This window comes from Rubripirellula tenax (assembly GCF_007860125.1).
Lineage (GTDB): Bacteria > Planctomycetota > Planctomycetia > Pirellulales > Pirellulaceae > Rubripirellula > Rubripirellula tenax.
Genome location: NZ_SJPW01000001.1, coordinates 505,507 through 526,336, shown reverse-complemented (window position 1 = coordinate 526,336; position 20,830 = coordinate 505,507). Strand labels below are relative to the sequence as shown.

At 56.9% G+C, this 20,830-nt stretch carries 16 protein-coding genes; 12 read left to right on the top strand and 4 right to left on the bottom strand.

Translation table 11 applies throughout. The features are described 5' to 3' along the window. Positions 1–26 precede the first annotated feature (26 nt). Positions 27–2,243: an ABC transporter permease subunit/CPBP intramembrane protease gene (locus Poly51_RS01905; protein ID WP_146453659.1), complete on the bottom strand. Its 2,217-nt coding sequence runs from the start codon at positions 2,241–2,243 to the stop codon at positions 27–29. Continuing rightward, a complete protein-coding gene (locus tag Poly51_RS01900) occupies positions 2,243–2,974 on the bottom strand; it encodes an ATP-binding cassette domain-containing protein (protein ID WP_146453657.1) in 732 nt (243 codons plus the stop codon). Before Poly51_RS01900 ends, Poly51_RS01905 begins: the two co-directional genes overlap by 1 nt. Positions 2,975–3,178: 204 nt before the next feature. Between Poly51_RS01900 and Poly51_RS01895 the strand changes: the two genes are divergently transcribed. Next, positions 3,179–5,002, top strand: a complete 1,824-nt coding sequence (locus tag Poly51_RS01895) for a tetratricopeptide repeat protein (RefSeq protein ID WP_246114205.1) — start codon at positions 3,179–3,181, stop codon at positions 5,000–5,002. A gap of 25 nt (positions 5,003–5,027) precedes the next feature. Here Poly51_RS01895 and Poly51_RS01890 read toward each other — a convergent pair whose 3' ends face one another. Together Poly51_RS01890 and Poly51_RS01885 are read right to left on the bottom strand one after the other, a co-directional pair. Further along, a complete protein-coding gene (locus tag Poly51_RS01890) occupies positions 5,028–6,302 on the bottom strand; it encodes a GIY-YIG nuclease family protein (RefSeq protein ID WP_146453655.1) in 1,275 nt (424 codons plus the stop codon). Between the two features lie 517 nt (positions 6,303–6,819). Beyond that, positions 6,820–7,173 (bottom strand): 4a-hydroxytetrahydrobiopterin dehydratase, encoded by a 354-nt coding sequence (locus Poly51_RS01885; protein WP_146453653.1) that lies wholly within the window; start codon positions 7,171–7,173, stop codon positions 6,820–6,822. Positions 7,174–7,281: 108 nt separating this feature from the next. On the opposite strand from Poly51_RS01885, the gene Poly51_RS01880 reads away from it, so the two are divergent. The 11 genes from Poly51_RS01880 (at position 7,282) to Poly51_RS01830 (ending at position 20,777) form a co-directional block, all read left to right on the top strand. Beyond that, positions 7,282–9,042 (top strand): GspE/PulE family protein, encoded by a 1,761-nt coding sequence (locus Poly51_RS01880; protein WP_146453651.1) that lies wholly within the window; start codon positions 7,282–7,284, stop codon positions 9,040–9,042. Positions 9,043–9,418: 376 nt separating this feature from the next. Continuing rightward, a complete protein-coding gene (locus Poly51_RS01875) occupies positions 9,419–10,528 on the top strand; it encodes a type IV pilus twitching motility protein PilT (RefSeq protein ID WP_146453649.1) in 1,110 nt (369 codons plus the stop codon). Positions 10,529–10,677: 149 nt separating this feature from the next. Then, positions 10,678–12,396: a GspE/PulE family protein gene (locus Poly51_RS01870; protein WP_146453647.1), complete on the top strand. Its 1,719-nt coding sequence runs from the start codon at positions 10,678–10,680 to the stop codon at positions 12,394–12,396. An 88-nt stretch (positions 12,397–12,484) separates the two neighbouring features. Beyond that, positions 12,485–12,850 carry a four helix bundle protein gene (locus Poly51_RS01865; RefSeq protein WP_146453645.1) on the top strand — a complete coding sequence of 122 codons (366 nt, stop codon included), beginning with the start codon at positions 12,485–12,487 and terminating at the stop codon, positions 12,848–12,850. A 52-nt stretch (positions 12,851–12,902) separates the two neighbouring features. Beyond that, positions 12,903–14,345, top strand: coding sequence for a type II secretion system F family protein (locus Poly51_RS01860; protein WP_146453644.1), 1,443 nt, complete (start codon positions 12,903–12,905; stop codon positions 14,343–14,345). Positions 14,346–14,458: 113 nt separating this feature from the next. Beyond that, positions 14,459–14,998 (top strand): Uma2 family endonuclease, encoded by a 540-nt coding sequence (locus tag Poly51_RS01855; RefSeq protein ID WP_146453643.1) that lies wholly within the window; start codon positions 14,459–14,461, stop codon positions 14,996–14,998. 44 nt (positions 14,999–15,042) lie between these two features. Next, entirely contained in the window at positions 15,043–15,582 is a 540-nt protein-coding gene (locus Poly51_RS01850) for a Uma2 family endonuclease (RefSeq protein WP_146453642.1), read from the top strand. A 64-nt stretch (positions 15,583–15,646) separates the two neighbouring features. Then, entirely contained in the window at positions 15,647–16,801 is a 1,155-nt protein-coding gene (locus Poly51_RS01845) for a type II secretion system protein (RefSeq protein ID WP_146453641.1), read from the top strand. 39 nt (positions 16,802–16,840) lie between these two features. Continuing rightward, positions 16,841–18,064: a type II secretion system protein gene (locus tag Poly51_RS01840; RefSeq protein ID WP_146453640.1), complete on the top strand. Its 1,224-nt coding sequence runs from the start codon at positions 16,841–16,843 to the stop codon at positions 18,062–18,064. Beyond that, entirely contained in the window at positions 18,064–19,323 is a 1,260-nt protein-coding gene (locus tag Poly51_RS01835; RefSeq protein WP_146453639.1) for a pilus assembly FimT family protein, read from the top strand. Before Poly51_RS01840 ends, Poly51_RS01835 begins: the two co-directional genes overlap by 1 nt. Continuing rightward, complete coding sequence (locus Poly51_RS01830) at positions 19,320–20,777, top strand: type IV pilus modification PilV family protein (RefSeq protein ID WP_146453638.1); 1,458 nt, start codon at positions 19,320–19,322, stop codon at positions 20,775–20,777. Before Poly51_RS01835 ends, Poly51_RS01830 begins: the two co-directional genes overlap by 4 nt. Positions 20,778–20,830 lie beyond the last annotated feature (53 nt).

Sequence of the window (20,830 nt, the reverse complement as noted above, 5' to 3'; positions counted from 1 at the left end):
TTGGATTTTGTGAACTGCTTTGCGGTTTACGCCCCGCGAGCGGAGTCGCGGGGCCACATAGGGTTGCCCGAACTTCGAGTTCCCGCCCATACGATCGTCGCGCCGACGACGGCGATGCCCGTCGCGATCACGATCCAGGTGACTGGCAAATGAGTTTGGTTGTCAAAGTCTGCGCCCAAAAACTCCAGTTTTTCGTGATAGTGCCCGACCAATTCCAACAGCCCATTGTGGACAAAGTGCATCACCATGCCGGGCAAGACGCTGCCGCTGCGGTACGCGATCCAGCCTAGAACGAAACCTAGCAACGTCGACGGCACGAACCGCTCGATCAGCAACGCGCTGCCCGTCAGCACGTGGAACAAGCCGAACAGTACGCTGGTCAGCGCGATCGTTTGCCATGGCTTCATGACTTTGCGGAACGACGAAAACAGATATCCGCGGAAGCAGAGTTCTTCGATGATCGCCGGAGTAGCCGCCAACGTTAGCAGCAAGATCCAAGGCGGAACCAGCTTCCACGCCTTCAGCACCTTTCGCGTCTGTTGGATCCGCTCTTCGCTCAAACCGCCCACGCCAAAGTATTCCGCCAATACGAACGCCTCGTGTGCGACCGCCCACGCCCCCAGCCCCATCACCATCGCACCGACGATCGCGGTCAGTGGTGGAGTCGACAATCGGAAGGTCGTTCGCGGGCGATTGCGACCGATCCACGACGCAATCGCCGGAACAGCACCGAAGACCGCGATCAACGCCACCGCGCTCAAGATCATGCTGCGGATTTGCAAGTTCGCCGCTTGTGCATCCGTCAAATCGGTTTCGCCCGACAGCATCCCCGCCTTGATGCCGCCGAGGTACTGCATCAAAACGTTCGATAGCACAAAGTAAATCGGCACCAACAAGGCCAGTACCAACGCCGCCGCCTGAGGGCTTGCCACGTCGGTCGCTTTTCGCGGCCGCCGAAACAGCGATGCAATCGACTGCTCACTCGTGCGTGTCACCGCATCGCTGCCGAACAGTTTGGCGGCAATGCCCAACGCGGCCGCCGCATATCCGATCGTGCTAAACACTGCCGCCGCGGCCGCAGCCGGTTGGACCGTGCCGCCCAGCAATTCACGCGCAAGCAAGACGATGTTGATCAGCGGCGCGATCGCCAACGGCCCCTTCAGCTCGACACCCGGCATCAACGACAGCATCCCTGGCGTGATCGCGAACAACATCACCGGGATCAAGTAAGCCTGGGCTTCTTTGAACGAGCGTGCAAAGCTGGTCAACGACAACAATACCGCCGAGAAGAAGCCACTAAACAGAACCAGCAACCCAAGGATCTGCAGCACCGCCAGCCATGGGAATCCCGGTTCACCACCCGTCAACAGCGGCAGCAATCCGCCCAACCACAGTGTCGTGAACATGGCCAAAAGGTTCGCCATCGCCGTCAACAACGCCACCGTCACCACGGCAACGTATTTAGCCAACAGCACATAGAATCGCGGAACCGGCGATGCCATCAGCGCCTCCATCGTGCCCCGCTCGCGTTCCCCAGCCGTCAAATCGATCGCCGGATATACCGCGCCCGTGATCGTCATCAGCACCAACACCAACGGCACGATCGTTGCCAAGATGGGTGTCGATTTCGGTTCGCCGACCTGTTCGATCACCAATTTGATGGGTTGGCGAAAGTCCGGATCCGTCGATTTGGCCGACGCTTCGGCGTACGCCATTTTCAACCACTGCATCCGTTCAACCACCACGCGACGCGCATTCTGGCTGTTCGCATCCCCATCGAACGAGGTGACCGTCACCACGGATTGGCCGTCGGGTTGATCGGTGACACTGATCGCGATGTCCACGATGCCGCGCGCAAGAGCTTGCACCGGAGGAAGCGGGTCGTCGTTGGTCGGATCCGTGGTGTTGAAGAAGGCGAATCCCGCCATTTCGCCGCTGCTCGATTTCAAGATCGCTTCGGGCGGTGTGGCTTCGGGACTAGATAACAACGCGTCCATCCGCCCGCCCACGTCATCCGACGCGACGCCGACCTTGTAATTAACATCCGTCGACGCGTCCGACGTCAGCAAATAGCGGTTCATCGCCATGCTCAACAGCGGATAGACCAACAGCGGCATTAGCAACAGCGTCACGATCGTGCGTCGATCGCGGCTGGTTTCTTTCAATTCTTTCTGACACAACCGCCAAAGTCGTCCAAGGACCGACGGCGTGTGGTGTCGAGTCGTTGCCTGAGATTCCGTCATCAAACGCCTCTCATCAATTCGACGAACATATCGACCAAGTGTTGTTGTCCCGTTGATGCTCTCAACTGATCAAGCGTACCCATGTGCCGAATTTGGCCACGATGAAGGAGTCCGAAACGGTCGCACAGTCGTTCGGCTTCGTCCAGTCGGTGAGTACAAACGATCACCGCTTTGCCGACGTCGCGCAAGTGTTCGATGTATTCGAAAATCGTTTGCACGCCGACCACGTCCAAGCCTCGCGTCGGTTCGTCCAGCAACATCACCGGCGGATCGTGGATCAAGCCGCGAACCAGTGTCACCCGTTGCCGTTGGCCCGTCGAAAGGGTGCCCGCCCGCCGCTCGAGCAGCGGTTCGATACCCATCAACTTGGCCAGAGATTCACAGCGATCGGCGGCCACATTCGGGTCAACCGCGTACAGATCGGCGAAATACATCAGCATCTCGCGGACCGACAACCACGGATAAACGCCGTCGCTGGCCGAAACGAACCCCAGCCGCGCCTTGACTCCGATCGGATCGTCCGCCGTTCGCACTCCATCGACTTCGGCATAGCCTTCGTCGGGTTCAAGCAGCCCCAGAATCATCCTCAGCGTAGTCGTCTTGCCGGCACCATTGGCGCCCAGCAATCCGAATACTTCGCCAGGCGAAACTTGGAATGACAAATGATCGACCGCGCACAAGTCGCTGTCGTCCAGAGAGAAGGTTTTCGTCAGCGACTCGACCGCTAGCATCGTTCAGCGCCCCGCCGGAGGCGCCGGCTTGTTGGAATGGTTCGATTGTTCGCGCCGGCGAGTGCCGACCATCGCATTGCCCGTCTACGTTGTCACATCTTAGCGGGTTCGGATAGTCCGCGCAATTCAGACAATTCTGTCGTTCCGGTCTACGCGCGGCGCTAGCCGACCGGCCATAATGAGAAGCATCTGACCCTTCACGTGATGAGCCGAATCCCCATGACCTTGCGTTTTCTCGATATGCTCGACCGATCCCGTCTGTGCCAAATTGTCCCGACCCTCCTAAGCGGTGTGTTCGTTCTCGCTTGTTCCGGCAACGCGATCGGGCAAGAAACGGCGGCGCCACCCGAAGCGGCACAGACGGAAGTCGCGGCGCCCCAAACGGCCGCGCCGGTTGCGAACGCGCCAGCAGTTTCTGGGGGTCAGGCCGAGCTCGATGAAGCCATCATCAAGCGAATTGACGCCGAAAGCGAAGCCCAGCTTGAATCGGTTGCCGCATTGCTTGAGTCGTCAATCCAGAAAGGACTGGACGAAGAGAATGCTGCGTTCGCAAAGCAAATGCTCGGTTCGGTGCTGTTCCAACGTGCCGAAGGTTTGGCTCAATCGATCGTCCAGGCCGGTGGTCGTCGACGTGAGGATGTTCGTGACGAAGCGATCATCGTGTTGAAGCAGGCCGTCAAATACGATCCCACACTGGTCGAAGCGTTTTTGTTGATCGCAAGACTGAATCTTCTGCCGGGTGGCGATCGCGGGCAGATCACGGAAGCAACGACCAACGCCATCGCACTGCTTGACGACGACCCGAAAGAGAAGAGCGCGGCGCTCGTGCTTCGAGCGCTGACGCAAGATGACGAAACCAAGCGACTTCAGGATTTGGATTTGGCGGTCGAAGCCGACGCCGACAACATGGAAGCACGCCAGGCTCGGGCCGCACTAAAATTGCAATCCAATGACGTCGAAGGTGCGATTGCGGATTTGGAAGTCATCTTGGCCAAGGATCCGACCAACCAAGCGATCGCCGGTGCCGCGGTCCAGAAGCTCGTGCAGTTGGACCGACTCGACGACGCGATGGCGTTGATCACCAAGATGCTGGCCACCAAGCCGAGCGAAGGGATGTATCGGATGCGGGCGATTCTGCACCGCGCCAACAACGACAGCGATGAAGCGATGGCCGACCTGAACAAGGCGATCGCGATGTCCCCCAAAGATCCAATGACGCTGATGCAGCGATCGGCTCTTGCCCTTGATCGAGATGACATCAAGTCGGCTAAGGCCGATTTCGCTGCGGCGCTGGAAATCGAACCGCGAATCGAAGGTGCTGACGAAGCGATTGAGTTGCGTTTGCAAATCGCCGTCGCCGAGAAACGGATGGTCGACGCGATCAACGACGCCCAGCTTCTGGTTGACAAGGATCCGGGGAATCTTTTCCGCCGGCTGCGTTTGGCCAGCCTCTACACGATCGACGATCGTCCGCGAAAAGCGATCGATATTTTGTCAAGTATTTTGCAGGACGAGCCCAAGAATGTCGCCGTGCTGCGGACTCGTGGCGATGCGTTGCTGAGCGTCGGTGATCATGCCGGTGCGATCGATGACTACGAGAAAGCGATCGCAGCGATCGGGAATCTCGATACCGAGGAAGCAAGTGATCAAGAAAAGTCGGAAGCATCGGGCATCTACAACAACTTGTCATGGGTGATGTCGACGTCGCCCAACGATTCGGTTCGCAACGGCACGCGAGCCGTTGAGCTAGCCACGACGGCGGCCGAGTTGACGCTGTACAAGGAGGCTCACATCCTGAGTACGTTGGCGGCCGGTTACGCCGAAACGGGTGACTTCGACAAGGCGCGTGAGTGGAGCAAGAAGGCGGTTGATCTGGCGTCCGAAGAAGACGACAAGGAGAAAAGCCAACTGAAACAGTTGCAGGAAGAGCTAGACACCTACAACCAGTCCAAGCCCTGGCGCGAAAAGCAAGAGACGGAAGAGAATAGCGTCCCAATCCTGTCGCCCGAAGACTTGATCGACACTTGAAAAAGATCGGGGTGTTTAAAAGTGATCAGGGCAGTGGAGACCGAGCTTCGTCGGTCTTCCCTGCCGCAATGGTTGTCGCGATCGTCGCCGTTGGCTGGTCGAACGCTGCGGTGTTTGCGTGTTTCGCTGCCAAGTGCGGGGCGAACGTCCGTTGGTTCAGTTCTTCGCGATGCTTGCGAAACCACGACGCGACCAGCGACAGCGTGTGTGGATGGGCGCCGTGGCCTCGGTCCAATTGGTTCGCCGTGATCGCCGACCATGACTTCAATTTCGGTGCCAGCAATCGGTGCTCCACCGCGTTACGAGGTGCCGCGACGCAATCCGCGATCTCGCCGCTGTGGATCAAGTACCACGTCCCACAGCCGTCGATTCCGGGGACCGCGTAAATGAACGTGAATCGCCGCCTCGCCTGATTAAGCATTTTCAGTTTCCGGTCGATGTACTCCAGCGATTTAATCGTTTCGAATGCTCTGGCGGCCAATTCGTACTGTTGATTCTTGGAAGCCGTTTCCATTTGGTGGCGGATCGAGTCCAGCGGCTCGTGATTGAATCCGTCCAAGAAACTTTCCGCCGCATTGACGCGGTCGTCATAGGCTGCCCGCGAACACGCCGACGCGCACGGGCCCAGACACGTGCCGACCTCCAGCCGCAGACACCCCGGCCGATATTCCAAGTCGAACAATTGCAGTTGATCGGCGAACCGAAACGTCTGCTTTTCGCCGCAATCCCTTAGCTTGAAGACTTTGTTCAACGTGTCGGCGACCAAGTTCATGCGGGCCGCGCCGAAGAACGGACCCTCGACCGCGATACAGTCGCTGGTCGTTTTCACTTTCGTGTCTTTGGGCGGCTTGCCCGCAATGAAGAAAGTCGTCGGTTTTTTGCCCAGACACAAATAGACCGGCCGCTGCCGCTTGGGCACTCCTTGCACGTTCCATCGCGGTTCGAACCGGCGAATCAGTTGCTGTTCGCGGACCAGCGCCGCAAACTCACTCGGCTGCGTTTCCCACTGGATCGCCCGAGCACTCTCGATGATCCGGCCGCCCTTCTCTTGAGAATTCGACGCCGCAAAATAGCTAAGCAACCGAGACCTCAGCGACTTGCTTTTGCCGACATAGATCAGGTTGCCCTTCCGGTCCAGCATTCCATACACGCCGGGGACACGCGGGCACGACTGGACGATCTTTTCGCGAAGCCCGTCCGTCCGCACGTCGCCAACCGCATCGATCGGCCGGGCCGGGTGAGGGCTAAGCGGGTCCGGTCCGAAACCAAAGATCGGCTGATCGCCAAACAATGCGTCCATGCAACAAACGTCCTTCCAACGAGAAGTCGCCAGTATGAACGATTTTCGCCAAGCCGGCGACCGAGGCCAACGCGCCCGCAAAATGCGAACCCCCAGAATCGACCTCCCATCCTGCCGTCGATCGTTTCAGCCTTCGCAAGGCGGGACGGTAGGATGCCCCACCACTTTCAATGGTTTCACTTGACCCTCCTTTTCAAGGAGGGTCGAGCCTAAGCGAGGGGAGGATTCCAGCGCCGTGCCCTCTCCTCGCTGACGCTCGACTCTCCCGGAGGGAGAGTGAAGAACGCCGATTCAACGACCGCGGAATTTTCAATGGATTTGCTTGACCCTCCTTTTCAAGGAGGGTCGAGCCTAAGCGAGGGGAGGATTCCATCACCGGGCCCTCTCCTCGCCGACGCTCGACTCTCCCGGAGGGAGAGTGAAGTTTGCGCGGATGGAACGACCCCTGATAAAAGTCACGACCTTGAATTGGGGCTCGGGCAGCCGGAGTGGTTGCTTTATCGGGTTGCGGGCTTGGTTACCCCTTCAGCACTTCATCGATCTTTGCCGCCACGATGAAATCGTTTTCGCTTAGACCGCCGATCGCGTGCGTTGTCAGATCGATTCGGACGTGGCGGTAGCCGGTCAAATGCAGGTCCGGGTGGTGTTGTTGGTCCTCGGCCACCTCGGCGACTTGGCCCAACAGCTTCATCGCTTTGACGAAGTTCCCGCAGTTGGTCTGCCGCGAAATCATCGTCCCCGCCTCGTCCAGCGACCAATCTGGCAGGGCAGCCAGGTACGGTTTTGCCGCCGCCGCGTCGATTATCGGCACGCCTCCCTCGCAAGGGACGCACGATTTCTTTGTCAACGCGTCAACCGTCGGTTCGTTCATGGATTGCACCTAAACTTCGTATGCCACTTTCACAGTTCCCGATGGTATCCTAGAGAAAGGTGGCAAACACGGCCGTAACTCTTCAAATTTTTCGATAGGACTCCAGCCATGGCTCAAGCGATGCAAGACTTCACCGACCTGTTGCTGAAGGCGGGAATCATCAGCCTCGACCAGCTCACCGAGGCCGAAGGCGTCGCCAAGACCACCAACGCGAACGTCGGTGACGTGCTGATCCAGATGGAGTATTGCACGCCCGAAGAAGTCGCCAAGGCGATGGCGAAGCATCACAAGATTCCCTACGTCGATCTGCGCAGCGTTTCGATCCCGGACGACGTCATCGAATTGGTGCCCGAATCGGTCGCCCGCGAAAACAACGTGATTCCGTTCAGTGAGGCCGACGGAGCCCTTAGGGTCCTGATTGCCGACCCTTTTGACCTCGAAACGATCGAAAAACTTCGATTCATCCTGAACCGAAAGATCGAGACCGCGCTGGCGCCCAAGTCCGCCATTCTGGGGGCAATCAACAAGTACTACGGACAGGTCGAGGGTGAGTCCGCCGACTCGATGCTGCAAGAGTTCACCGACACGGCCATCGACTTCACCGAAACCGATTCCGACGCCGATGGAGGGATGTCTGAGGAAGTCGACGACAACTCGGCCCCCGTCATCAGGCTGGTCAATTTGATGATCGCCGAAGCCGTCCAGTTGCGGGCGTCCGACATCCACGTCGAACCCTTCGAGGATCGCGTCCGGATCCGTTATCGAATTGACGGCGTTTGTGTCGAGCGGGAAAACGCCCCCCGCCGGATGCTGTCCGCGATCGTGGCCCGCATCAAGATTCTGGCCAAGATCGACATTTCCGAGAAGCGGCGACCCACGGACGGCCGGATCAAGATCACCGTCGGCGACAAGCAGCTGGATTTGCGGGTCAGCATCATCCCGACCAACCACGGTTCGTCGGTGGTCATGCGTCTACTGGATAAGGACAATATCAAGGTCGGTGTTCGCCAGCTCGGTTTGTCCGAACGTGACTTCCGGAACTTCAACTCGCTGATCCGCCGCCCCAACGGCATCATTCTGGTCACCGGTCCGACGGGTTCGGGAAAGACCACAACGCTGTACGCCGCACTGAACGCGCTGAACCGTCCTGACCGCAAAGTGATCACAGCCGAGGACCCGGTCGAGTATTACTTGCCCGGCATCAATCAGGTCGAAGTGAAGCACGGAATCGGGCTCGACTTTGCTCTGATCATTCGCGCGATGTTGCGTCAGGCCCCCAACATCATCCTGGTGGGTGAGATGCGGGATCACGAGACCGCATCGATGGGAATCCAGGCTTCACTCACTGGACACCTGGTATTCAGTACGCTGCACACGAACGACGCGCCCAGTTCTGTTTCTCGAATGGTGGACATAGGTGTACCATCCTATATGGTAGCAAGTTCGGTGATCGCGATCCTGGCCCAGCGGTTGGTGCGGACGATTTGCCCCCGCTGCAAGGTGCCCTTCAAGCCGTCTGCTGCGGTGTTGGAGGAGACGGGGCTTCCGCCCGAGATGATCAAGGGTGCGACCTTTATGCGGGGCAAGGGATGTGCGTACTGTGGCCGGTCGGGTTACCGGGGTCGAATCGGCATTTACGAGTTGATGTTGATCAACGGCAAATTGCGTGAGCTGATGTTCAAGAACGCCGACACCAAACAGTTGCGGATTGAAGCCATAAAGAACGGTATGTCAACGCTTTACGCCGACGGCATGTTGAAAGCAACGCGCGGAATCACCAGCTTCGAAGAGGTCTATCGGGTGGCCAAAAAAACCGAGCAAGAGCATCTGGCGTTCGGCCACATCGTCAAGGACCTGGACTCGCTTTAAGGACAGGTTTTCGTCCCGTCGTGTCTGCTCTGCGCGCAACCCGACGTGGTCCCGCGCCGCCGTCGCGGGGTTTGCTCAGTGCCTGTAATTTTCCGGCGGGTGCATGCACCCCTCGAGCGGAGTCGCTGGGCCACGTAGGGTGCCCCCGTCGTCTGGCGACGTTTCCCGTCACCGGACGAATTTTCGTGCCTTCTTGCCGTTCAAAGGCAGTTTTTCTGGCCTCAGCGGGTTTCATAGCAATAATGGCAATGTCGAGCGGAGGCCACGATGGCTCACCGAACTCGGCTCTTATCTCAAATTGCAATCATTCAGCGTTTCGACCTGTCATCTGAAACCTGATGCCTGAAACCTGTTCTCTCCGCGGAAGGCAACTCCCATGGCAACCGTCCTGATCGACAAACTGCTTCAGGCTGCGATCAAGCAAGGCGTCAGCGATATTCACATCGTCGTTGGGCAACCGCCGGTCTTCCGACTGCACGGTCGGATGCGCAAGCTGGAAACGAAGACGCTGGAGGGCGAAGATGCCGTCCAGTTGATGAAGTCGATCACCCCCGAACGGTGCCAGCGAGAATTGCAGGAAGCCGGTTCGACGGACTTCGGGTTCGCGTTCGGCGACCTGGCCCGGTTCCGGGTCTCGGTATTCAAACAGCGTGGCTTCATCTCGATGGTGCTGCGTCAGATCCCCAACGACAAACTGACGCCCGAGCAGTTGGGGTTGCCCGATGCGGTGGTCAAAATGGTTCACCGTCCGCGGGGGCTGTTTCTGGTTACCGGACCGACGGGGTCGGGTAAGTCGACGACGCTGGCATCGCTGATCAATCTGCTAAACGAAACCATTGACCACCACATCATCACGATCGAAGACCCGATCGAGTTTTATCACGACCACAAAGAATCGACGATCAACCAACGCGAGGTCGGCGTCGACGTGCCCAGCTTTAGTGAAGCAATTCGCCGGGCGTTGCGGCAGGACCCTGACGTCATCCTGGTCGGCGAGCTTCGTGACTTGGAAACGATCGAGGCGGCCATCAGTGCTGCGGAAACCGGTCACGTCGTGTTCGGCACCCTGCACACCAACAGTGCTCAGGGCACGGTCAACCGGATCATCGACGCGTTCCCCGGTAACCTGCAGGACCAAATTCGAACCCAATTGGCGTCGACGTTGATCGGCGTGGTCGCTCAAACGCTGTTGCCAAAGATCGGTGGCGGTCGAGTGGCGGCCTACGAAGTGTTGGTGGTGACGCCCGGTATTTCGAACCTGATCCGCGAAAATAAAACCTTCCGTATCAACAGTGCCATGCAAACCGGAGCGAAGTTCGGAATGCAGTTGATGGACGACACACTGTTCGACTTGTGGAAGAAAGAGATGGTCACCGTCGAAGAAGTGCTCGGCAAGGCGCACCGCCCCGACGACTTGGCCAAGCGAATCGTCAGCAGTCGTCGAGGCGAAGGTGACGAGCAGATCCCAATCCCAGAAGAGAAGTAGAGGAATAGGTAACAGGGGTCAGGCAACAGGAAAGACAAGTTCCTGCATCAGAGCCTCGCCCTTGCGACTGTTTTTTCGATAGCTGATCCCCGCCACACACTGATTGCTTTTTCCTGTCACCTAAAACCTGCTACCTGTAACCTACTCTCATGGCAACACGACGCATCGGACAGATCTTGGTCGACCTCGGTTTTTTGACCGACGAGCAGCTCGTGATTGTTTTGGAAGAACAAGAACAGCAGCCGGGGACGTTGCTGGGCAAGATCGCCGAGGACATGACGCTGATCACGGACGAGCAGTTGATCCAGGCGCTCGCCGAACAGATGTCGATGCAAACGGTGTCGCTGGAGGAGGCGAAGTTCGAAGAAGGTGTTCTGGAGAAGATCTCCGAAACGATGGCACAGCTGTACCGCATCGTTCCGCTCGCTTTCGACGAAAAGACCAACACGCTGACCGTTGCCACGTGCGATCCGCAAAACCTTTCGATCCAAGACGAATTGCGTACCTTCTTGGGCTACGAAATTCACATGGTCATCGCCACCGAGCGTGACCTGTTGCAAACCATCACGCGTCACTATGACAGCGAAGCCGAGAGCGTCGAAAAGCTTGTTCAATCGCTGGCCGACGACGAAGAGCTCAAGACGATGGTCTCGGCTCTCGAAAAAGAAAAGTTCAGCATCACCGACGCCGCCGCACTGGCCGACTCGGCGCCCGTCCGCAAGCTGCTGAACATGGTGTTATTGCTGGCGATTAAGGACCACGCGTCCGACATCCACTTCGAACCATTCGAAGACGAGTTCCGGATCCGCATCAAAGCCGAAGGCGTGCTTTACGAAATGGTTCCGCCGCCGCGTCACTTGGCGTTCGCGATCACGACACGTATCAAGGTCATGGCCGACTTGGACATCGCCGAACGACGGATGCCGCAAGACGGTCGGATCGAATTGATGGTCGGTGGTCACCCGGTCGACCTTCGCGTTTCGGTGTTGCCGACGATCTTTGGCGAATCGGTCGTTATGCGAGTTCTCGACCGATCGGTGGTCAACCTGTCGCTAGAAAACGTCGGCATGGACGAAGACATGATGGCCCGCTTTCGTGCAGCCATCGACCGACCCAACGGCATCGTGTTGGTGACGGGGCCGACGGGGTCGGGCAAGACGACGACGTTGTATTCGTCGCTGTCGGAATTGAACGACATCGCCGACAAGCTGATCACAACGGAAGACCCGGTCGAATACGACATCGACGGCATCATCCAGATCCCCATCGACTCGGACGTCGGCGTCACGTTCGCCAGTTGCTTGCGAGCGATTCTGCGACAGGACCCGGACACCATCCTGGTCGGTGAGATTCGCGACCTGGAAACGGCCGAGATCGCGATTCAAGCCGCGCTGACAGGGCACTTGGTGTTCAGCACGTTGCACACCAACAGCGCCGCGGCGACCGTCACGCGGTTGAAAGACATGGGCATCCAGCCGTTCATGATCTGCGCGACCGTCGAAGCCATTTTGGCTCAACGATTGGTTCGCCGGATCTGTACCAAGTGCCGCGAAGAATCAAAAGTCAGTTCGGCAATGATGTTCGATCTGGGGATCGAAAAGTCAGCGATCGCGGGCAAGAAGTTCTTCAAGGGCACCGGCTGTGACGCCTGCAACAACACCGGATACAAGGGCCGCATCGCACTGTTCGAGCTGATGTTGCTGAACGACAAATTACGCGAGATGGTGCTGGCCAACGCGTCGACGGACGAATTGCGAGAAGAAGCCGAACGAGCCGGCATGGTGTCGCTGCGAGACTTCGGCATGGCCGTCGCCGCCGACGGCATCACGACACTGGACGAAGTCATCCGAGAAACCGTGGAAGACTGAAATAGGTTACAGGTGTCAGGTTACAGGCATCAGGAAACGCAAAGCAGAGTAGCACGAATCAAAAAGGTAATAAGGAGGCGTCACGGTCATGCGAAATTTTCGAGAGTTGAAGGTTTGGGAGAAAGCACATGCATTCGTCCTGGGCGTTTACCGTGCGACTCGCCGGTTCCCCGACGACGAACGTTATGGCTTGACATCTCAGGTCCGCCGATCGTCGGCTTCGGTTCCGTCAAACCTTGCCGAAGGCTGTGGACGCAGAACAGATAGAGACCTTGCCCATTTTTGTGACATCGCGATGGGGTCCGCATGCGAATCTGAGTATCAGCTCATCCTCGCAAAAGACCTCGACTACATCGACACGGAACTACACCGACAACTCGAAGACCAATTGTTAGAAGTCAAGCGGATGCTGTCCGGTTTTACCTCGGCCGTCCGTTCACGTTCGGATCAATGATCCTGATACCCAAGACCTGTAACCTGAAACCTGTTACCTGAAGCCTATTCAAATGCCTGTTTATCAATTTGAAGCGATGGACGCGACCGGACAAGAGATCCGGGACGAGATCGATGCCGCCAACGAAGAAGAGGCGCAAACCACCATACGCCAGATGGGATACTTCGTTACGAAGATCTCCGTCAAGAAACAGGCGGCCGGGCAAAAGGGTGGCGGCAAGTCCGGCAAGAAACGTGCCTTCGCGATCGGTGGCGCCAAGACCAAACACATCTGCGCATTCACACGTCAGTTGTCGATTCTGCAAGACGCCGGTCTGCCGATTCTTCGCAGCTTGAAGATTCTGGAAAACAACCAGAAGCCGGGCAAGCTGAAGAACGCGTTGATGGACACCTGCGAGGAAATCGAAGGCGGTTCAACGCTGTCCGAAGCGATGTCGAAATCACCCAAAGTGTTCAGTCGACTGTACGTCAACATGATCAAGGCCGGTGAGGCCGGCGGTGCGTTGGAAACGATTCTGCAACGGCTCGCCGACTTCTTGGAACGGGCCGAATCGCTAAAGCGTAAAGTCAAAGGTGCGTTGATCTATCCGGTCATCGTCGTCATGGTGGCCGCGTCGATTTTGACGTTCATCATGTTGTTCATCGTGCCGACGTTCGAAACGATGTTCGAAGAATTCGGTTTGACGTTGCCCGCGCCGACGCTGTTGTTGATCGCGATGAGTAACTACATCGCCGGGTATTGGTTCCTGTTGATCGCGATGCCGGTGTGCTTGTTGATCCTGGTCAAATTGATGCGCAAGTTCCGGCACGGTCGGATGGGCTTTGACATGTTCATCATCAAGGTGCCGATTTTCGGCAGCCTGATCGAAAAGAATATTCTGGCTCGAACGACGCGGACGTTGGGCACCCTGGTCGCATCGGGTGTACCGATTTTGGAAGCCATCAACATCACCAAAGAAACATCCGGCAACGGCATGTTCGAACGGTTGTTTCAGAAGACCAACGAAGCGATTCGCGAAGGTGAAGTGATCAGCAAACCGCTGCGTGAACACTCGTTGATGGGTTTGAACCCGATGTCGCTGGTGTTCTGGGCACTGTTCGGTTCGTTCCCCGGCATGATCCTGTTGTCGGTCGCGTTGACTGCCAAGGGCACCAAGTTGGACGACGGCACGATGGTCCAAACGCTGACGATGCTGGGCGTGCAAGCGACCGTCGGTGGCGCCGTGCTGGCCGCGTTGTTCGGCGCAACGAAAGCAAAATCACGCGTCGTCGATGACTTGGTCGTCAACATGGTCGACGTCGGCGAAGAGACCGGCGAATTGGACACGATGTTGTACAAGGTCGCCGATACGTACGACGAAGAAGTGCGAGTCATGACGGACGGCCTGACCGCCCTGATGGAACCGTTGATGATCGTGTTCCTAGGGGTCGCGGTCGGCTTCATCGTCATCAGCCTATTCATGCCGTTGGTCGAACTGATCTCCGGATTGACGTAGGAGTAGGTTACAGGGAACAGGTGACAGGTCACAGAAAAAGGCCTGTCACCTGTCACCTGTCACCTGTCACCTATCACCTATCACCTGTCACCTATCACCTGTCACCTACTCCCATGCAATTGATCATCAACCTACCCAGTCGCGAAGAGACCGTTGCGTTTGCTCGCGACTGTTGGGGGCGAGCGATTGCCGACGCGAGGCTCAGTGGGGTGGAAGGGAAGTTTGAAACGAATTCGTTTGGACAATTGATTGTGAATCCGCCACCGACTTTTTTTCACAACGACCGCGCATTTCGGATTGCGGCGTTGATTGAGAAGTTGTTGGGTGGGGCTGGCCGAACGGACGTGCCGCTTGAAACGCTGGACGGAATCAAAGTACCAGACGCGGCTTGGTTTTCGGATGAACGGTATCAACTTGCCCGAGGCCGAGTCACGATCCAGACAGCTCCCGAGATTTGCGTCGAAGTGATCAGCCCCAGCAACACGGAAGCGGAAATGCAACACAAACGAAACCTGTACTTCGAGGCTGGTGCCCAAGAGTGCTGGACATGCGACGAAGACGGCCGCATGAGCTACTACGAAAAATCATTGCCCAACGACCCCAAACCAACTTCAACGCTCTGCCCCAACTTCCCCAACACGATCACCGACTAATCACCGACCATTTTCCTGTTACCTGAAACCTGTTACCTACTCCCATGCAATTGATCATCAACCTACCCAGTCGCGAGCAAACGATGGATTTTCATCGCCGGCGATGGGATGAAGTCGTGCGTGATCGCGATCTGGCCCGACTGGGGCAACGGATTGAAACCAATGCTTGGGGACAGATCGTCATGACACCACCGGCACGATTCATTCACAGTCGCCGTCAGTCAAAGATTGCCAGTCAACTGGAAGTGGCCATGCGTGGCTATTCGGCGACGGAGTGTGGGTTGATCACGGGCGACGGAGTGAAAGTGGTCGATGTGGTTTGGTTGTCGCCAGAACGTTTTTCGGACCTTGGCGATCAGAACGTATTGGAAACGTCACCCGAAATTTGCGTCGAGATTCTCAGCCCATCCAACAGTGATGAAGAAATCCAAAACAAGTTTCGCTTGTACTTCGACGCCGGCGCCCAAGAGTGCTGGACATGCGACGAAGACGGCCGCATGAGCTACTACGAAAAATCATTGCCCAACGACCCCAAACCAACCTCAACGCTTTGCCCCAACTTCCCCAACACGATCACCGACTAATCGACGACGATTTCCCTGTCACCTGAAACCTGTCACCTATTTTTCCCCTACTCCCTAGCCTGTCATGAACACAAACCTCATCCGAAAGCGAGCCGCCTTCACGCTCGTCGAAATCCTAACGGTGATCGTGATCATCGGCATCTTGGCGGGGATCAGTATCCCTGCGATCACGGGAGCTTTGCGTAACGCTCGTAACGCGGCTATCCGTGTTGAAATCGAGGGCATGTCCCAGGCGATCGAATCGTACAAGTTGAAGTACGGCGATTATCCGCCTGATTTTTCGAGCTGGACAATCGCGGAGAAGCACTACCGACGCGCGTTTCCCAACATCGCTCAATCGGAGTTGGACTTGTTGCGTCGTTTGACGGACGACGATACACCGCCGAATGACACTGACTTTACCGTTGCAATCGATCCGGTTCACAACCCAACGAGAATGGATCGCGCCGAAGCATTGGTTTGGGCGTTGGGCGGATTCAGCAGCGATCCGGAGCTTCCCTTTACTGGGAACGGAGGGCCTCTGAGTCTTGTTGGGACCGCCACGCCGACATCGACGATCTACCAAATCAATTCAGGGCGAACGAACGGGCTATTCAACTTCAAGCCGGGTCAGTACACCCTTGGCACCGTTGATTCAGCAGCGACCCTCTCGCTCACTAACCGGTATGTGTCAACCGATGAGTCGCGTAACACGTTTTCACCGGGTCTTGCGGCTGACCTCTTCATGACCTACCTCAGTCGCGACGAGACGAGTACTCCGTTCGTGTACTTCGATTCGCGTACTTACGACCTCTTCGACGCCGGCGTTGGTGACTTCAATGGTTACGCAGGTGCCGGTGGGATTGTGCGTCCGATGATGGCCGATCTTCCCAATCCGCGTTCGGTGACCACGCCATACGGTTCGCAGACGGCGGCGTTGGCCGCTTTCCGTTTCATGAATGACAAGTCATTCCAAATCATGTCAGGAGGATTGGACAACACTTTTGGATCGGTTGCTACCGTTGACATCAACACGGACGGTACGCCGGAGCCGGCATACTTCCAGTACCCCACAGGAAAACTGATCGCTCCAAACGAAGACGCGATCGCACCGGCGGGATGCATCTACAGCGGCGTCGACAAGTATCAAATCGATTCGATTAACGGTGACATTGAAAACCCGCTGATCGACAACATTTCCAACTTCACGGAGTCCACGCTCGAAGCCGCGCTCAAGTAGGTCGTTTTGCTCATTCGCGTTTTCCAAGGCTTATCTTTTATGTCAAACCACATTCATCATCCTCGATCGGCATTCACCTTAGTTGAACTTATGGTGGTGATCGTTCTGTTGGGCATTCTGTCCGGCATGACGGGCATGATGCTTACCGGTGCGAAAGCAGACGCGAAAGAGAAGAAGGCGAAGCGTCAGATCGAAACGATCGAGCAGATCTTGCTGTCGGAGCTCAACGAAATGAGTTTCGCGCCCGTCGCATTGGTGCGGGCACCCAGCACGACGAATACGGCTCGAACGTTGATGATCGGAAACCGCGATCGTTTTCGGATGGCGTTTCCCGATCGTCGCGGCGACTTGCTGATGCCACCCGCACGGTTGATGGTTGGGGTTTCCGGAGCGGCCTCGCCGTCGAAGATTCGACCACCGAATCTGTGGTTTCGGATGCGTTCACGGTTGAGTCTGGATGGCACTGTTACTTTGCCGCCGTTTGCGACCGCCGCGATGTCTCTGGAGAACATCTATGGAATCGGTACCGGTCCTACTTGGACCGGCGGGTTCACTTTCACGCCGCCAATGCTGACGCGGCGTGCGTTTGCGGACAGCACGTCCAGCATCATCCCAACACCGGCGAACGACAATACGCCAGTGGATGTTGAGAATTATTGGACACGCCAACACGAGTCGGCCGAGTGCTTGTATCTGATTTTGTCAGTGATCGAGTTCAACGGCACTCCGGCGCTTGAGTTGATGGGGAACGACATGGTCGGCAACACTGACGGTGATCTCGTTCCGGAGATCATTGATCCGTGGGGCAAGCCATTGCTGTTCATTCGGTGGCCGGTCGGGCACGTGAGTCAAACGTCAACGGAAGCGGATCCTTTCGATTTCACGCAAGTGGATCCTCGATTCTCGAACCCGGTCGTTTCGAATCGTCCGTTCCGCACCACGATGCTGATTGCCAGCGGTGGCCCAGACGAAGAGTTCGGATTGTATTCGAGTCCCGCCTCGTTCGATGACACAACGACAACTGACTTTGCGTACGCCGACGTCCAAGATCCGACGGACGCGAACTATCGCTATCCCGATCCCTATCACAATCTCGGCGGCGATGCAGTCGCGTCCAACGACAACTACTTCATTGACGACCCGTCGGGCGGATCGCGTTACAACGCCAGCCGGTCCACGCCCCAGGGCGGCGGATTCGGTTCGATTCTGACCGGGAAGCTGGAAGAGACAAAAGACAACATCACTAACTTGAAGGCTCGTTGATGCGACTTCACAAACCAAGCGGCTTCACGCTGATCGAGTTGATGGTCGCATTGATGATTGCGTCCATCCTGACGCTGGTGGCCCTACCGGCGGCGAAGGAAGCGCTGCGCCAACATACGGTGACGCGAAACGCGGAAGTGGTACGCCAGTACTTTTTGAACGCGCGTGCCCAAGCCATTCGCCAAAACCGACCTTTCGGTGTTGTGCTCAAACGCACCGCGACCGATGGGGTGGGTGCGAACTATTGCAAACAAATGTCGTTCGCAACCGGTGTCCCCACATACTCGGGCGATTCGGTTTCGTCGGTCGCCTATGTCGTCAGCTACACGGCATCGACGAATGTTTACGTGTTGTTCTTTCCGTCCACGGGGCCGAATCTGTCGGCGCGGATGCATCGCGACGCTACGTCATTCAACGATGCCTCGCTGACCGCCGAACAACGAAACCGTGTCGTGATTCGCGATGGTGCGTTGATCACGTTGGACGAGGATTTTGGGCCGATGCAAGTCGGGCGGATTCGAACGGGGACGTTGAACGTGGGCGGAACAAACTTGGATGGCACGTTCATGGACGTCGCCTATCCGTGGCCGAATTCGCCGCCGTTGAACAAGAGTTTACCGTTGACGGCAGGACCGAACTATTCATCGGTCCCGTTCGAAATCAAAGGTTTTCCACAGCAATCATTTTTGCCCTCGGTGAACCTGTCGGGTGACGCGGTTGTTGACCTTTCGGTTTCCGGAATCGGTACCGCTGGTTTGCAATTCAACCGCGAGATCATCGGATGCGATGGAACGACCACTCCTTATGCCGATGCCGGTTTCGATCAAGTGATGATCATGTTCGATGGTCAAGGCGATCTCGACGAAGTCATCTATGAACAACGAGACACCACCGCATCGATCTATCGCATGGTCGGTCGTCAGTCGATCGGAACGATCTACGTTGCCATCGGTCGGGCCGATGGCGTGGAAGAACTCGAAAACGTTGACACGTTTGACACGGCCGAGTTGTACAAGGGCCAACTGCCCAACTATGCGAACCCCGAAACCATTTGGGTCACCGTACGTGGGAACAGCGGCGCGGTGGGCATGAGCCCACAACCACCGGCGGTCGAAGACAAAGCATCCTACTACACCGCCCGAACCCTCAGTCCGCCTAGCGGTGTCGATTGCGCGTTGCGTCAATCACAGGTGGACATCCTCACTCAGCGCGTTATCGACGGACGCCGTCTGGCTCGATCCGGGAGAAGCGTGAAATGACAATTAACATGAACAGTTCTGGCAAACGATTTTCAAGAACGGGCCTTTCCATCATGGAAGTCCTGTTTGCCATCGGCGTGCTGCTGATCGGAATCCTGGGGCTCGCTTCGGTGATCCCGGTCGGGGCGAACCAATCGTCCGATGCGGTCAAGTTCGACAAGTCCAGCGTCGCGGTGCAGAACCTGATCGACGAAACGGTTGCTCGTGTGGAGGCAGGTACGCGCAGCGGTTTCTTGTCACCCAATACGGCAACTACTGCCGATCGACAAAGCTATTTCAATGTCAACGTGACGCGAACGATGTTGCGAAACGGTTTCTGTGTCGATCCGTATTTCTTGACGGCCGCCGACAATCGGTTTGACTTCACAGCAACTCAGCCGGGCGGAACACCGCACGATCGATCCTTGTTCCCATGCTTCACGCCGCTTTTCAACCCTTTAACGTCGCCCAATGGCCCCGGCACGACGAATGCGAACCAAAGGTGGTTCAATACAAACGCTACGGGGATATTGGGTGGACCGCGGATGCCGCGTGTGGCGATCGGTCACTCGGGATTTTCGTACCGTCCGACGGGATCGGCCGTAACGATCAACGTGCCAACATCGCCGAAGTATTTGATCGAGCGAGACCGTGCCAGCCAGTCGTCGGATCCATCCTTGGTCATCGCCGAAGACGACACGCTGGATGCCGGTCGATTCTATGCCAAGGACAGCGCCGGCAACCTGATCAAAGACTTGGACAGCGGTCGCTTTTCGGCCATGTCGTTCGTCAAGTCGGACGCGTTTGATGCGACGAATGTGCGAATCACTACGGTCGTCTTCGATCGTCGTGAACTGCTGACCAATCCGGGCGCTCACGACTACACCGAACCCGCGCCGAACACTCCCTTGGACGGCGAAGCAAGTTTCGATATGCGGCAGTTTACTTTTGACTACCGAGATCGTCCTTATTACTTGGGCGAGCAATTGCTTTATGTCAGCGGCGTCGATAGCGGAAACTCATTCGCCGAAGGCCTTGGTGGAACCGTGGAAGTCGTGACCCACCGTGCGATCGTGCCAACCGGTGACATCGAGCAAGATCCGCCCGGATTCAAACGAGGTCAATTGCTGATGCTGATTCGAAACCAATATCTGCCCTATCAAACCACCGCACTGGCCTCCCTCACGCCAACGCCTCCACAGCAACTGAACTTTGCTTGGTTCGAAATCGTCGAAGTCCGCAAGGAACCCGAAGCCGTCAATATACCTGATCCGGTGCATACAACGGTCAACCGTGACGTGTGGCGAACTCAGCTCGAATTGAAGGGACCGCCGTGGATCTTTGACGACAGTGCCCGACAAAACAGTGGCAATGTGACGCCGGACTTTACGATCGTCGCCGACGACACGTTCGCGGTTTACATGCCACAAGCCGTCGCGGTGTTTGATCGCACGATCACAGTGAACCTTGAATAACTGACACACGACCCCGAGGCGATGAACGCTTCGTTTACAAACTTTTCTCAGCC